The following is a 15,224-nucleotide window of genomic DNA, read 5'->3' as shown; positions in this document are numbered from 1 at the left end:
CGACGACGCCCAGGTTGATCAGCTCTCGAAACATCGCGCCGAACGCCGGCTGAGCAGAAGACATACTCCCAGATTATGGCTGGCTCAGTGTAACTATAGGGTCTTTCCGTAGCTCTACACAAGAGCGACTCGTAGCAGTAGAAATCGGCACTACCAGCCAGAGTCTAATCTTAAGATTAAGCTTGAGCTTAGATTTATGGTGCGGGGGGGAGTGGGGAGCAGCATGGGCGACCAATTTACCGACGCGCTGAATCAAACCGAGGAGGCGCAAGCTGGCTACGCAAAACAGCTCGGTATCAAACCCGAACGAATCCCCTTTACGGCAGAAACACTCCCGGATGCAAGCATCGCGGTGCGCGCGAATCAAGACCTCCTTAACGAGGTTGCGAGTCATATCTTGAATCGAGCGGGGCACATCTCAATCATCGATACTCGTGGTGCTGGGAAGTCACACTTCCGTGATCTCGTGTACGGTGCGCTTTCAGATGGCCCTCGTAGCGAGGAATTTCGTGTCGCTCGAATCAGAGAAGTCGAATCAATCACCACCCGACGATTCTACACGCGGTTGCTCGATGAGCTGGGTCAGTACGATGATATCGATGTTCCCGACACGTATCCTCATGCAACGGATGAAGTGCGGCAAGAGGTCGAAGACGTCGCCGAGCAGCTCGAGGAACAAAACATGGCGTGTATCATCCAAGTCGATCAGCTTGAGGATGCATCCCGGAATACACGGACGTTCGAACAGCTCTTGGCTGCCTTGCAGAGCGTCGGGGACTTAGGTGAGAGTGAACCGGTGTTCATTCTCTTCATGTTCGGGACGGAACGTGCTGGAAACCGTATTGACGAACTACGTGAGACGCTGAGTTCCCGTCTCGTCGCGAAGGATCGGACGCTGGAACGATTCGACTTTTCTGAGACGGAAGAACTCATCGCCCGATGGTTGGCCTGGGCTCGCGAGGAGGAGTACGATTCCGGCTACCCGTCCGACCCGTTCTCTGCGAGCGCAATTGAAACGGTCGTCGACTATAGCGATGGCACGCCACGGAACACTCGTCAGAAGTGCTATCACGCGTTCCGTGCTGGGGCGCAACAGTTCGCCGACGAAAACACGGTCGAGATTACGAGCGAAACCCTGGACACGTACCTTTAAGATTAACCTTAAGAATAAGTACGTATGAGCAGCGACAATCCGTTCGGGGAAGCCATGGACGAGGCGGCCGAAGACAAACAACAAGAGGAGCGACGAGAGCCATCTGATTTCGATCTCGAACCACATTATGACGCGCTCAATGCAGGAGTGAAAGACCACACGGTCGGGGTGTCCGTGAGCGAAGAAATGCACCAGTTCTGGCGTGAACTCCAAGATACGGAAGATATAGACGTCGATGCCGCGCAATCGATTCGAAACCATCTCGAGAATCTCGCGCATCGACATCCCGACGTATTTGAACGAGCGATGCGGAAGCTCGAGATCGACCGCGAGATGTAATTCGACTCCTTAACCAACAGTAAGCCCGGTTCTATCTGAGCGTTGGTTAACCATGAGCCTCCTCAGTAGTCGGTTGCTGAAGCGGTACGTACACTTTATGGCGGTCCCACAGACTTTCGCGCCGAGTCGGAAACTGCGTCACCTGTGAAGATGACGGTACGAGTTCCATCGTACTCTCGACGGTCGTCCCCCAAGGGAACATCTCCCCCTGCTCGGTCCAGAGCACGACTGGCTCTCCCTCTACCGTCGGTTGATCGCCCTCTGTTCTAAACTGAACTACCACAGATGTTGGTAATTCCAGGGGGTCACAAGCGATCCACCAAGCTAATCCCTTGTACCCTTTCTCTCTATAAATCTCTGAAACGAGGGACGTCGGATCGTCTTCCGCACAGAGTGACCACGAGATACGCTTTTGGGCCTCGCAAAGGGCCGTAAACTGATGGCTCCCGCGACGGGTATCGATCGGAGCAATACGCTCCTGAGTACCTGGTGCAACGGCACCCCAGAAAAACAGCGTCGTATCTCGTGGTACTTCGAATTGATGATGACCGTCGTCAAGTGGGAGTTTGAATTCAACCGACGGATGATCCATGCCCTGAAATGTTACTAGTGATACTAAGATATACAGGTGCCTTGAGAGAATTCGGCGCACGTGTTTCGAATTACCACCGATAACCCGTAAGCGGGTGTCGCTCCTACTCCATCCATGAATGAAGGCGAACTCATTGACGCGTACGTCGAGCATCAATCTGAACCGTACGAAAAGGAGTATCTCACGGGAAATTGCGTGCAGCGACAGTACGAGACAGTTCAGGGCTCCGCCGGTATTTTGGGCTATAGTATAGATCTGCTCGCAGAACCTCCAAGAGGAGGTGATGCAATCCTTGTGGAGGCAAAAATACCGGGGTTGAATTTCAACGCAATTGGACAGATTCTCCAGTACTCGTACTTCTTCCCCCGAGACCGCTCGATCGTTCGTGAGACGGCCACTGAAAACGGTGGCTACTGGGACTCAAAAACGCAAGTGAACACGTTCGAGCATCACGTCTATCCAGACACCGATGAGGACGGGAAGACCATCTATCGGCCCAAACAATCTGTTGGGAAGATAGAGCAACGGATAATCGTCGAAAAAATCCGACCGAAGGATCTTCACCTTCTCGCTGTCTGTCAGGCTCTTGGAATCGATGTCGAAGCCTATGCAGGGGGGCAGTGGTATGGCAGAGAGGTGTACGATGTGAGCCCGCCAGTCGATACACAGCGACCGCAACTCACATCATGGATATCACGTAACAGCAAGCAATCACTCAATAGCCCTGCTGAAGATGAGCTCGCTCGAAGTTTCGTTGAGTGGATCTCGAACAACGAGAAGGATGTTGAGGTCTTCTGTGAGGTCCCAGTTGGCAGAGTACTGTATAACGCAGGTAAATCAGTTATCGCGGATATGATCATCAAGACAGATGATTTCTGGTTCGTTGTCGAAGTAAAGAACAGCGCTACTAAGACCTCAACACGTGACTTCCAGAAAGCGTTTGGACAGGCAGCTGGATATGCCTCATTATTCTCGCGTGAGTGGAGAAACCAAGCTCAAATCATTGTGCCTGTTGTCCTCCAAGAGTCAGTTCCGGTTATCGGAAACGCCTACCGTCGGGATCGATACGGTAACGACCACGATGAGATGCTCTCCGCAGCGATGCAAGACGTAACTCAACCGTGGGTGTTTGGGCCTGCTGAGACATTTGGATAGGGACGATACTCGCCAGTTCATCTGAATCCACACAGCGTAATTTGGGGTAGCGCGGCTGAGGGCAGGAATACCGCTGCTGACCGGCTCTTCCAGGTATTTAAACGAACACCCCCCACGACTTCCAACCTGTGTCTGACGTACGTCAGACCTATATTTCCAACCCAACCAGTCGTTCCATCCTTTAAGTCAGTAACCCCCCACCGTTTCCATCTTACGTAAAGAAAAATCGCTCGCCAGCGCTTCTAACCGTTCCATGGCTTCCAAGTATATAATAGACGACACCCCACGGCTTCCAAGTTACTCAGTAAGCGTAGTCTGCTGATTTGCTTGTTCACGTAGACTATCTAGATCTCCGATTTCGCCGTCCTCTTCCTGTTCTAATGCATCAATCACGGTTTCAAGGGGCGTGTCAAGTTTGTATTTGTTCGGTCGCCCACGTCCGCGCTGATCTCGATTCACGTTCTTGAGAATACCGTTATCGCACATTTCGAGCAGATGTTCGTGCGCTCCACGTCGAGTGAGTGGATCTCGTCCGAACTCCTCCGCCACGGATTTGTAGTACTCGTAGATATCCCTGGTCTGAGCGGGTGTATTCCCCTGAGCAGAGAGGTTCGTAGTCGCCAGCAAGACGTACTTCCGATGTGATGTGAGTTTGCGGATGCCTGTCGTCACCTGTTTTCGCTCGATGATATCCTCAGCGTTTCGTACATGTCGTTCCTCGATACAGTCCGTGTCCTCTGTCTCCACTGCTTCATTTTCTGCGAGTTCAGCAGCTTTCCGAAGCAGCCGAATAGCTTGGCGAGCCGAACCACGATCCCGAGATGCCAGAGCCGCAGAGAGTTCGATAACGCCGTTTTCACTCGTCCCCTCGTAAAACGCTTGCTCGGCGCGACGCGAGAGAATCGAAATGAGATCATTCTGCTCGTATGCGGGGAAGTGAAGCTCGGTTTCGCAGAGTGTATCCTTCACCCGCGCAGGGAGATCGTCTCTGAAATTGAAGTCGTTACTGATCCCGATAATACACAACTCAGCCTCAAGTTTGTGCATTGTCTGCGCACGAGTGAGCTGATAGAGTAGTTCACTATCGCTGCCGAGTGTGTTCACCTCGTCGAGTACGAGAATGATATTCTCCGCGCCCTCGTGTAGATCGTCGAAGAGTTCCTCATAGACCTGTTCAGCAGGATAGCCTGTCTTGCTCAGCTCAGATTTGTCCAGGTTGAGCGTTGTCAGTGGATACTCGGGATTGCGTGCTTCGTTGATGAGTTCGATCGTCGACTGATACGACGTATTTGCCGATGAACAGTTGATTTCGAGGATATCCACATCGATAGACTGGTCCTCTGCCTTGTCCCGTAGATCCGGGAGCAGAGTACGAGTTGCGACGGTCTTGCCGACACCGGAGTGACCGTAGAGAAAGATGTTGTCGAGATCCCAGCCCTTCAATAGAGGACGGAGGAGTTTCACATAGTCCTCGAGTTCCTCGTCTCGCTCTTCCAGTTTCTCGGGTTTGTGCTCGGGTTTCAGGACGCTTCGGTCCTTAATGATGTGTTCGTCCAGGAATCCATCATCGTCGAAGTAGCCCATGTAACGACCCCACACAGGATATCCTCATAAAACCACCCCTTCCAACGCTTCAACCCCACACCACCCCTTCCAACCGCCTGTTTCTTTATAAAACACACTCCCCCCACCATTTCCAACTTCTCCTTGCGAACAAGTGGACCCAGCTGCTCGTTGCTCTAGAATGAGGGAAACACTTATTACATTAACAGTAAAACCAAAACCGCACTAGCGGAAAACGCGGCTAGATTAGAGGCTAGTTGTGTTTGTCGTGTTAGAATAGCTACTGTCTGGCTAGTCCTCTATACGTTTTCCTCGTGAAGTTGGAAACAGTGGGGAGGGAGGGGTTCTTAAAAGACGTCGTAGTTGGAAGTAGTGGTGGCGTTCGGAATCTCTATCCACATTTCTCACTCGTAATCTATAGCGGGACCGGTCTCCACTTGAAATCTCGGTGTGGCTCCCGACCCATCCTGACGTGGACGCACGACTTCAACCGAAGACTCCTGTCCGATATTATCTTCTCGGTAAACGAGACTCCGAACAAGTTTCTGGAGAAACTCCTTGTCAGAGTCGAAGCCCTCGTCCCTGACGTCCAGGAAGACGGCGCCGGGCGAGACGACGCAGACTCACCTATATTGGAACGTGTGTTTCAGTCGTCCACGCTCATATTCATGTATCCGCCTTTGACGACTTCCTCGAACGGATCTCCACGAACCAGAGACTCAGCGTCTGCAACGTCGTTAAGTACAATCTCGGAGACGAACTGGGTCTGTGACGCCCAATCGACCGTGTCAGGGTTGGGGACGTAAACAAGGCGGACTACATACGGTCTGCCGCCACGGAGGAACGCCTTGCATCGACGGTACTCGTTGGTCGTGAGCCGGAAGTGGAACGGTGGCGATCGGCCGTCGACGGCTTTCACTTCGACGGGGACGAACTGGTCGATACCAAAGTCTCGTCGAGGACTCGATAATGGACCGAACGGATCGATCACGTCGAAGCCAGGGCCTTGTTCGAGCGTTACGTTGCAGAACCTGACTAGCGGATGATCTCGGAGTCGCCGCCCGTCTTCGAGATATTCACGCCAATCGACGATGGAGTCCCGTGTCAGTCCATCATTCGACAAGAGTGGCAGTAGCTCCTGTTCCCAGACTCGGTCGAGATGCCAGTCGTGATCCTCGTTCTGTTGATCATCGTGCAGCCTACGGAGCGTCGAGCGAACTGACCGAATCGTTCCGATCGGTTGGTCGTCAAGCCAGGCAGCAGTATCATCCAGAATCGCTACGAGGGTCGCGGCTTCACCCTGCTGACCCCGGCCACGATACTGAGTACTACCGCCACCACTACCACTGCCAGTCATCCGTGTTGAGGCGCTTCGCACTCCGAACTCTGTATCGAGAAGGCTCTCAGTGGAGAATTGTTGTCCACTCTCCGCAGCAGATTGTAGGTCGGCAAGTGCGCCGTCTTGGTGGTCTGCGGCGGAGACAGTTGCTTCGGCCTTCGGGAAGTCCCCTTCTAGGATATATCGGCGAAGCATAGCTCTCAGGTCTGCTGTCCCAGCAGAGAGATCCCCGGAGAGGCTATCGAGAAACGGCTCAACGACCAGCGACCGGAACCGCTCCTCAGGTGTATAATAGAACAACAGCTCATCACCTGCGTCCTCGTTACGCAATCGTCCGGGGAGTCGGTCTACCCACTCAACACTGGTGTCCGTCGACAGGGTGCGAAGGCGAGACCGCCACACATCTACGTCTTGGAGTTCCGTGGTCTCTGTCCGGTCCCAGACGTTCATCACCGCGAGCACACGGACGTAAGCGGACGGAACAGACTGCGGGAAACACGCCGCCGCGTCGAGTGCCCTTGTATTCTTCGCCAGCCAATCTATCACGAGCAGCTCGTCGTCGCTATCGGACACTGCAATCACCTCACGCCACGGTCGCCGGTCCTCCCCGAACAGGCGATCGAGAACGAATCTGAGTTCGTCGGGAAGGCTCTCTCGAATGTCGTTGACGAAGGTTGCTTGGGGCGACGCGTCATCGAGACCTGTGGCAGTGGCTTCGTTACCACACAAGGCGCGCTCGAAGTCCTGGACAGCGTTATCGCCATTGCGCTCGACCGCCTCGACCACTTCATCGACTGCCGGAGTGATTACACCATCAAATCGATCAGCCAGGGAGACGAGTGCGTTGAGTCGCTGACGGAGATCGCGTCGCCGCCTCGTCCCGAGGATCCGTGCGACATCATCGACGGGGAAGGTTCGTCGCTGCCAGCGCTTGGTAAGTTCTCCCGTCGAGAGATCACTGTCAAGTGCTTCTCGGAACGTCGCGATTGGCGTCGGTTGTTCGGCAAGGAGAGAGAACGCTTTCGCGAGACCGTCGAGTGTGAGCCCATCTTCGTAGGCTGCTGAATTAAAGACGAAGGCTTCCTCACCCTCTCGGGGCGCATAGAGACCAGATTTCGGGGCGTCGAAATCGTCCTCGATCACCTCTGGGAAGCGTTCAGCAACGCGGAGGTTCGCAATTGCGGCATCTAGCTCGTCCGCGAACTCACGGATACGATCCTCACTCGTCTGTTCGAGTGATGCGACGAGCAGGACCGTCCGGTCACGGAGTTCCGTACGGAAATCGGCGAGCGACTCGTCTGTGAACGTCAGATCGTCGGAATCGAAGATGGGCTTTGATGCGTCGACACGATCAACCCCGAGAGCGTCGGCGAGTCGGGTAAACGGTCCTGACGCGGTTCGTGGAAGTAGCCAGTGACCGCCCTGTTCGACGGCGCGGCGTTCCCACGGCTTGGGTGACTGGTCTTCATAGTAGCGCCCTTCGTCGGCGTTTTCTGCCAGCCACTCCAGTGACGCAACCTGCCACTCTCCTCCACGCTGAATCGGGAGGTGGGAGAGGAACGGCACGTCGAGGTCTGCCTCAGCTGGATCCTCCGCCGGCAACTGGCGAAGGATGGGGTCTATGAGCGCCGTATACGCTGCATTCCAATCGTTATCCCGTTCGTCGGGGACGTCGAGTGGAACCGGTTCCTCGCTGGGTTCGTCTACTGCGAGTACTTCGAGGAGTCGCTGGAGGTGCCAAGCAGCTTCGGTTGCATCGAACGCCTCGACTGGGTTCACTCCCAGCGTCCGGAGCAATTCTTCAGAAATATCGAGTTCATCGGGGTCGACGTGAGGGAAGAGTCGCGACGCTCGAGCACCACGTGACCCCGTTTTGACGACTGTGTAGGCGAACCGTGCGTCGTCGTCTCCCCAGCGTTCCTGGAGATCAGGGTTAACCGTCACAACCGAATCCCAGACTGCCAGCTGGCGGAGCTGCCAGTTCAGGAGCGTCGGGACCGACTTCGACCACCCGTAGCCGTCCCGCTGGTGGCCGTGTGAGCAGGTCCATCCGGTCTCGAGTATCGATGTGGTGAACTCATCCTCGTACCGTCGAAGCAGTTTGAGGAGGTTCTCTCCGCCGAGATGAAGGAGTGCGTCGAGGTCGTCCACCCATACCCACGTCGCGAGGAAGACGTCTTTGAGAACACCGTCCGTTTTGACGTTACACTTGCTCGAGTGCTCGGCGGTCGTCTGCGGATGTCGCCCTGGAGCCGTGATCCACTGCTGATAGGAATTGCTGGACTCTGCAAGGGCTCGTTGGAGTGCTGCAGCACTGCCAGGGAAACCCTCTCCAGCTGCGAAGTCGTCGGATGACCATTCAGCAGGATTCCACGACGCGTCGCCCCGAGTCCGCGGGTGACCGGAACCATACATCCACACTGTCCGAACGCCCGGAAGGACCGAGACACCGAACAGCGAGAGTGTCTTTGCGATTCGCTCGTGAGCGTTATCAGCCTGTAGTGCACCGGCGATAGGTATCCACGCCTCTTCCGTCGGCGCAGGCCACGTCGTGCTGGCATTACCGTCGAACGTGCCCCAGTCGTCGATCGCATCATCTTCGTGCGCTCGCCCACGGAGACGCTGCCAATCGTCGCCAAGTATCGTCTCACCGAAGTCGTGCGTTCCACCGTCTCGTGGGAGAGTGAGGTGGTTATTTCGGAGGTTAAGACGCCGACGGAGATTCTGACGCTGGTCACCGTCCGATCGTGCGACTGCAGACTGTACGTAATCAGTCGGGACAAACGACCCCTCGTCGGTCTGGAGGTCCGGCGATTCGCTCCCGAGTTTGTCGACCTGTTTCGCGAGGAAGTGGAAGTCCAACGCTTTCACGCGCGCGGGTTCGTCCGTCGCGAACGTATCGAGGAGTTCTCGGAAGTAACTCGGTGTGCCATCGTAGATGCGGACCCCCCATGGTCGTCCGGCCAGTTCGAGAACGCGACGGGCACGCTCGTTCTGTTCGACTGCTCGGTCGAGGAAGTACAGTTGAAAACTCGACTTCTCGCGCGGAACTTCGGGCGGTTCGATGTCGCGATCGGGCGAGTTGATATCCCAGATAACCGACCGTGTACGACTGGTCCCACGCTCGTTCGGATTGGGCCCCGACCGTGCTTCGATGGGAACGAGAAGGACTGTATCCATCGAACTATCATCAGTGAGTGCTTCCTCGGAGTCTTCACCGACTGCCTCTTCATCACCCGTGCGTCGGCAGGGGAGAAGGTACACCCCTTCGAGATGCGAGGAGATCGCGTCGAGCGTCGATGACAGCTCATCGTCGTCCGTACCTGAACGGAGTATCGTCTCGACGGTGCCAAGAAACAGTGACCGGGCTGTTTCAACGTCACAAACGAGGTGTGTCTCGTCGTCGTCCAGCGTCCGTTGGTCAAGGTGATTCCCGAGAATAGCCGCCCACGAGCGAGCCACATGAGTGGAGAACTGTTCCGTGTCGTCGACTGAGAGCAACGACTCAATTCGGGCCTCCCACGCATCTGGGAAGGAGCGACATCCTTCGAGGGTCTCCTGCGTCGGGAAGTGGCGGTCGACGACAGCGTCGGTGACGGTCGCATCCAGCGACTCGGTCACGTCGTAGAGTGCGAGGAACCCGTCACGGACCGTTACGTCCCAGTGGAGGAGGGCCTCATCGGGTACAACGGGTATCCGTCCGCCGTCTACGTCACCGACGGTGGGAACACACGCACGCTCGCGGAGTTCTTCGTAGATCGCAGCACGGAACCACGTAAGTAAACTTGCCTGCGAACTCGGGTCGTCCTGGTGACGCGTCGGTGGCGGGGGCAGGAGAATCCACGGGTACTGATCGCCGAAATCACTCCCCGCTGCCGCCTCGGCAACACGAGCGACGAGTTCGACACCCTGTTCGAGGACTGCGCGGTTATCAGCGAGGCTGTTGAGACTGAGATCCTTTCGATTCGTCTCGACCGTGAAGTGGCCATGGAGACAGAAGGGGAGTGAGACATCCCGTGTATTCTCGATCGGGTAGTAGAGGTACAACGGATACTCTTGCGGCCGGTCACGGTGTGTCGCCGTTCGCGGAACGAGCAGTTGTGTGGCGGCGTCGACGTCGTCGAACCCGAACTGGTCGAACCGTTCGTCCCAGGACGATTCGTCCGTTCCCTCCACCGCTACCGTAACGGTCTGGTGGTGAACCGTCTCACTGTCGAGCGACCCTGAAGTACGGTCGACATCCCAGCGCTCCCGAACTGGTTCCCCAGTCTCGTCGACGCGTTCGAGGAGCAGCGATTCAATTCCGCCGAACTGGACGAGCGTCTCGGGCGTCAGTCCTTCCTCGTCGGCCCCTTTCGACAGATACGACCAGAGCCGTTCAGCCCGATCAGCGGTGTCTCTGTCAGCTGATTCCGGTTGCGGTACGTCGAAGTCGTCGAGGATATCTCGCCATTCTTCATCCTCGTACTCGACGAACACCGCAGTCCGGAACGGGTCACCGTACCACTCGTCAACGTCGCCTGTTAGGAGTGCCGAGGCTCGATCTGCAACTGGGTCGTCCGGGCCGGCTGTCGTTGTCAGTGGAACCGGGAAATCAAATAGCGGAAGCTTCCCGATATCCTCCCGAGCATCCCGGTCCAGTCGGCCGGTCCGCTGTCCGATGTTCGATGGCACGGTGAGTGATTGAATCGTCTCGTTCGATACCGTACCACGAAGATCGAACGAAGACGTGTCGTGACCCAACGATGAGAGTAATGCTGCAGTGACGTATGCCCGACTCAATCGGACGCGGAGAGTACCATTTATTGCGGCATCGTGTCGTGTCCAGATCTCGAACGCGTCCCCAGTCGCAAGTATCGACTTCAGCCCGACGCCCTTGTGTCCGATTTCTTGGTCAGCGTCCCCCTTCGAGGATTCGCCGATCATCGTGACCGCATCCTCGACATCGGGATCGAACAGGTCGAAGGGATGGCCCGTGTTCGCGACGAGGATCCCCTCGTCGTACACTCCGACATAGACGCGGCCACCGTCCGCCTTTCCAGGGATCGCGTCGCGAGCGTTCTGGAGTAGCTCGAGGACTTCTCGTCCCTCGTGGCCGCCGGCGATAGCTCGCTCTGCGTTCCCGCTTTTTACCTTGTCACGGAGTCGTTCGGAGATCGTCCCGGAGGGCGTTGTCGCAGAAAAGTCATCGAGGAAATGGTCCCAACGGTCGCTCCACCGTTCGAAGAGTTCCTCTTCAGAAAGGCGGTCGACGACCGTAGACTGAGTTGCCATACTATCTTAGATGACAAATTCGCATTTAAATTCCAGGGAGAGGTTATACGCCCACCGTTAGCCAGTGTGTCGAGCGAAAATTCCGAATTCGGTTTATTTGTCGTATCCTGCTTGTGCATTTACCTCCAGATACTACTCTTAGCTATCCAAAACATAGCTACTCTAGTCTAAAGTGAAACTCAAATATTCTTGCTGACATATTATTGAGGAAGCACGCTCTTGGGTAGAGGATTGTTGGTGGAGAGCCTACTGTCGATTACGTCGTAACCGTGACCCACTTGTGGACAGGACAGAAGGTGGTCGTCACCGTTTCTACTGAGGGTTCGACCAACCCAAACCGATGGGGGGCTTCGCAACCAACAATCTCCGCCACAAGAGCGTAGGAAGGAACTGTCTAGTCAACGGTTCTGCACCTCCTCGACGGGCCTGCAGTTGTCGAGTGCTTGATTCAGTCACTGGAAATTATAGAAGTAGGCGAAGGCGGTGAGTCAGCGCTGTGCGCTGGCGCTGCCGCCTATCTATGTCTGATGAAATCGTTCGATCCGCATGGCGAGCGTCTGGAACTACTTTTAAAACAGATTCCGATCAACATAGTCGAGGTAACCGCGCAGATCGCACCGCGCAAGTGCGGTCAAATAGCCCATCCCGTCGACGAGAACCGTCGTCCAGAGAAGTCGTGTTTCTCGGCCGCATGGCCGAGAAACACGGCGGCTTGGTCCGTCCTACGCCGCTCAGAAACGACCGCACCGAGCAGCAGTTTCGTCTCGACGTCGATCGCGGCGTATAGCCAGTGCTGCTCAGTGCCAATCTTCACCGCTGTTTCGTCGACCGCGACCCGAGACGGCGTAGCCGTCGGCGGGTCTGGTGCGGTCTCCGCAGGGCAGTGAACCTACTGGAACACCGCCTGGCGCGACCGAGTCACGCCGAACTGCTCAGCGCGGCGGCCGTCTTACGAAGCGAGATTCCCGTCGAGTGAAGTTGCACAGCGAGCGCCCTCAGAGCGCTCGCGGTGCACTCGTCGTCCCAGTGCTCTAGCGGATTCAATTCCAGAGAGACGGTGAACGGTTCTTGGGCGGCCATAGCATCCGTCTCTAAGAACTGTTCGGTCTTTAGCTAGACAGTGCCGACAATATGTAGTGTTCAGGTGGGTGAGGGATTACTGTTTCTGGGGTGTTCGTGATTCCACTTTTGCGAGAAGCCTCTCACGCGTTTCTGAACCGATACGAGCTACTCCTACTCTTTCATAGGTTAAAATATCACAGTCTTTCTGCTCCAATTTGCTGAAATCTATTGAGGAGAGCGCGCTCTTTGAAGCCCCAATACACCAAATGCTCCCGCTTTCCGCCTCGTTCATTAACGTGTCCCACGTATCTTTGACTATAGAATCGAATGTGGACGTAGTCAAGAGGATGACTATGACATCAGCCTCGCTGGCAGCTGAGTGAAGAGAACTTTCGAAGGACTCTGCGCTATCGACCGATTGTTCAGAGAGTTCATTGAGTTTTTGACTACCTTGGATATGGCCGTACTCTTCCGACAGAATCTGTATCTCTGTCTCACCGTATTCAGCCAGGCTTTCCTCCAAGGCGGCTACGGAGAGAAACCCTCCTTGAAAGAATCCTCTAACCAGCTGATCTTCGGTTGTCTCCGACGTTGTTGATGACCCCTCAGTGAAAATGACGGACTTCATTCTGAGTTCATCATTCCTGCCCCGTATTCATAATTGGTGGTGAAAAGCCGCCTATAGTATACGGATTCCCACACCGGGATGGACAAGTTATATAGTAGCTAAATACTCATCACCCTATAGTGACTGATTCAGGGATGTCAACAAATACACAAATACCCGCAATCTTCGACCTCTGCACGCCACATAAGGAGGTCATAGAGGGTAAGCTGCAAGAGGACCAGTTTGCAGCGGCGCTCTCAGAAGTCGCATTTGATCATGAGCAAGCGCCGGAGATTTACAGCGATCCCTCTGCCTTTTTCCAGAAGACACACCCAACCGACGGGCTGCAGCAGCTACTTCAGTTGCTAGCAAAGCGCTACGTAGGTGCAGCCACTGGGGAATTCAGCCAATCCCCCGGTTTTCTCTCCCTCGACACTGTGTTTGGAGGTGGAAAAACTCACTCGCAAATCGCCTCATATCATTTCTCTCAACATCCTGGTTCCATCGAAAATCTGGGCGATTTTCTCGATGATGACGAACTAGTGCGCAAATTTGAGGAGATCGCAGACGATCTGAATGTCCGTGTTGGTGTCTTCGAAGGCGGGTACGTGAGTTCGACGAGCACCAAATGTACTCAAAACCCGGATGCTCCCAATACTCAAACCATGTGGGGCGAGCTTGCCTACCAACTTGCCGGTCAGGAGGGATACGAACTCTTCCGGGAAAATGACGAAACCCGGATGGCTCCCGGCAAAAATGAGATCAATGAACTTCTTGATCTGATTGACGACCCAGCTTTGGTGCTAATTGACGAAGTCGCACAGTATTACGAGCAGGCAGCTTCAGTTTCGGTCGAAGGCTCGACGCTCGTAAAGCAGAACAATTCATTCCTCTGGTCGCTGGTTCGTGCAACCCAGAACACTGACGACATCACGGTTATTCTGAGCGTCGCAAAGACTGCTTTCGAAGACAGAGCCGAGGAGATCGAACGAGAGGTTCTTGCCCGCGTCGAGGAATTGGATAACATCTCCGAACGAACGGAACAGGAGATTACACCTGCGGAAGACGACGAAGTGGCGGCAATCATCCGCAAGCGATTGTTCGAAAATATCGACGATAAGTGCGTTCCTGAAGTCTTAGACGCATATATGTCGTTCTATCGAGATAACAAGGATATTCTTCCTGATTCCGTTTCAACTGCGGAATATCGAGGGGACTTGGAACAGTCTTACCCCATGCATCCCTCGATGCTCAGGCTACTTTCAGATGAAATCGACTCGCTTCCGAACTTCCAGCGAACCCGGGGAGCCCTCAAATTAGTTGCGCGTGCAGTCCACTATGCTTGGAAAAACCGAGATACACAGAATACGGACCGCCACTTCTTGCGGATTCACGACATGCATCCCTCTGACGATTCAGTTTGGTCGACTCTCCTTGATCTCTTTGACGACGCTGGTCGAGGAACTCTTCGAGCAGCTGTAAAGTCAGACATCTATAAACAGGGCTCCTTAGCAGCCTGTGAACGTGAAGATGCTAACTGGACAAGAGGGGGAAAACCACCGGTTGCTACCCACCTTGGAACGACGATTCTCTGGAAGAGTATTGTCTCAGGCGGTAATAACATGCGCGGCGTCCGTCGCCAGAAACTGTTCGAACTCATCGGTTCACCGACGATAAATTTCGACCACCATCGAGATGCACTTCAGCATCTCCAAGAACCGGGGTCGAATCCGGAAACGGAAGCGTTCTTCCTACACGAGACAGAGACTGGCGTACTTCGATTTAAGGGTGAAGCCAAGCTTTCCCGAGTCCGATATAACGAAGAGAAGCAACTAGAGGACGGTGTCGTTAGTACTCGATTACAGCGTGCGGTCGAGGGCGCGCTTGGTGGTGGAACCCTTGAGACGCTCTATGGGAGGGAATCCCCGCATGAAGTCCCGGACGACGCAGAGACAGTTCGATTGTGTGTGATGTCCTTCGAAACTCTGACTGCGTCGTCAGAGGACCCGCTGGATGAGGTGAAAGAAGATCAGTCGATCACATCGGCGGCCGCGTAATCTTGTCTGGTGGCGGTGAATCAGATCGAACTGGTTGTGGAGCGTCTTCGAAGCGCTGGTGAGTGTAATCTTCGGGATGGAAC

At 54.9% G+C, this 15,224-nt stretch carries 7 protein-coding genes and 1 pseudogene; 4 read left to right on the top strand and 4 right to left on the bottom strand.

Annotated features, from left to right (window positions below):
- The first annotated feature begins 223 nt into the window (after positions 1–223).
- The 3 genes from EPL04_RS16755 to EPL04_RS16740 all read left to right on the top strand — a co-directional run bounded on the left by EPL04_RS16755 (position 224) and on the right by EPL04_RS16740 (position 3,239).
- A complete protein-coding gene (locus EPL04_RS16755; protein ID WP_134672318.1) occupies positions 224–1,153 on the top strand; it encodes a hypothetical protein in 930 nt (309 codons plus the stop codon).
- Between the two features lie 24 nt (positions 1,154–1,177).
- Positions 1,178–1,492 (top strand): hypothetical protein, encoded by a 315-nt coding sequence (locus EPL04_RS16750; protein WP_134672317.1) that lies wholly within the window; start codon positions 1,178–1,180, stop codon positions 1,490–1,492.
- A gap of 706 nt (positions 1,493–2,198) precedes the next feature.
- On the top strand, positions 2,199–3,239 hold the full coding sequence (locus tag EPL04_RS16740; RefSeq protein WP_134672315.1) for a hypothetical protein: 1,041 nt from the start codon (positions 2,199–2,201) through the stop codon (positions 3,237–3,239).
- A gap of 297 nt (positions 3,240–3,536) precedes the next feature.
- On the opposite strand, the gene EPL04_RS16735 is transcribed toward EPL04_RS16740, so the two are convergent.
- The 4 genes and pseudogenes from EPL04_RS16735 to EPL04_RS16720 form a co-directional block, all read right to left on the bottom strand.
- Positions 3,537–4,823 (bottom strand): Cdc6/Cdc18 family protein, encoded by a 1,287-nt coding sequence (locus EPL04_RS16735; protein ID WP_134672314.1) that lies wholly within the window; start codon positions 4,821–4,823, stop codon positions 3,537–3,539.
- A gap of 625 nt (positions 4,824–5,448) precedes the next feature.
- Complete coding sequence (locus EPL04_RS16730; protein ID WP_134672313.1) at positions 5,449–11,415, bottom strand: sacsin N-terminal ATP-binding-like domain-containing protein; 5,967 nt, start codon at positions 11,413–11,415, stop codon at positions 5,449–5,451.
- Between the two features lie 452 nt (positions 11,416–11,867).
- A pseudogene (locus EPL04_RS16725) lies at positions 11,868–12,495 on the bottom strand (IS6 family transposase).
- A gap of 76 nt (positions 12,496–12,571) precedes the next feature.
- Positions 12,572–13,105, bottom strand: a complete 534-nt coding sequence (locus EPL04_RS16720) for a hypothetical protein (RefSeq protein WP_134672312.1) — start codon at positions 13,103–13,105, stop codon at positions 12,572–12,574.
- 119 nt (positions 13,106–13,224) lie between these two features.
- Between EPL04_RS16720 and EPL04_RS16715 the strand changes: the two genes are divergently transcribed.
- Entirely contained in the window at positions 13,225–15,141 is a 1,917-nt protein-coding gene (locus EPL04_RS16715; protein WP_209019655.1) for a DUF499 domain-containing protein, read from the top strand.
- Positions 15,142–15,224 lie beyond the last annotated feature (83 nt).

The organism is Halorussus marinus (genome assembly GCF_004521895.1).
In the GTDB taxonomy this organism is placed as follows: Archaea; Halobacteriota; Halobacteria; order Halobacteriales; family Haladaptataceae; genus Halorussus; species Halorussus marinus.
The sequence above is the reverse complement of the archived record's forward strand: the minus strand, read 5'-3'. Positions and strand labels throughout refer to the sequence as shown.

Excerpts from the sequence above, each read along its gene's own strand:
- EPL04_RS16755 (WP_134672318.1), top strand. The coding sequence starts at position 224 with ATGGGCGACCAATTTACCGACGCGCTGAATCAAACCGAGGAGGCGCAA.
- EPL04_RS16750 (WP_134672317.1), top strand. The coding sequence starts at position 1,178 with ATGAGCAGCGACAATCCGTTCGGGGAAGCCATGGACGAGGCGGCCGAA.
- EPL04_RS16740 (WP_134672315.1), top strand. The coding sequence starts at position 2,199 with ATGAATGAAGGCGAACTCATTGACGCGTACGTCGAGCATCAATCTGAA.
- EPL04_RS16735 (WP_134672314.1), bottom strand. The coding sequence starts at position 4,823 with ATGGGCTACTTCGACGATGATGGATTCCTGGACGAACACATCATTAAG.
- EPL04_RS16730 (WP_134672313.1), bottom strand. The coding sequence starts at position 11,415 with ATGGCAACTCAGTCTACGGTCGTCGACCGCCTTTCTGAAGAGGAACTC.
- EPL04_RS16720 (WP_134672312.1), bottom strand. The coding sequence starts at position 13,105 with ATGAAGTCCGTCATTTTCACTGAGGGGTCATCAACAACGTCGGAGACA.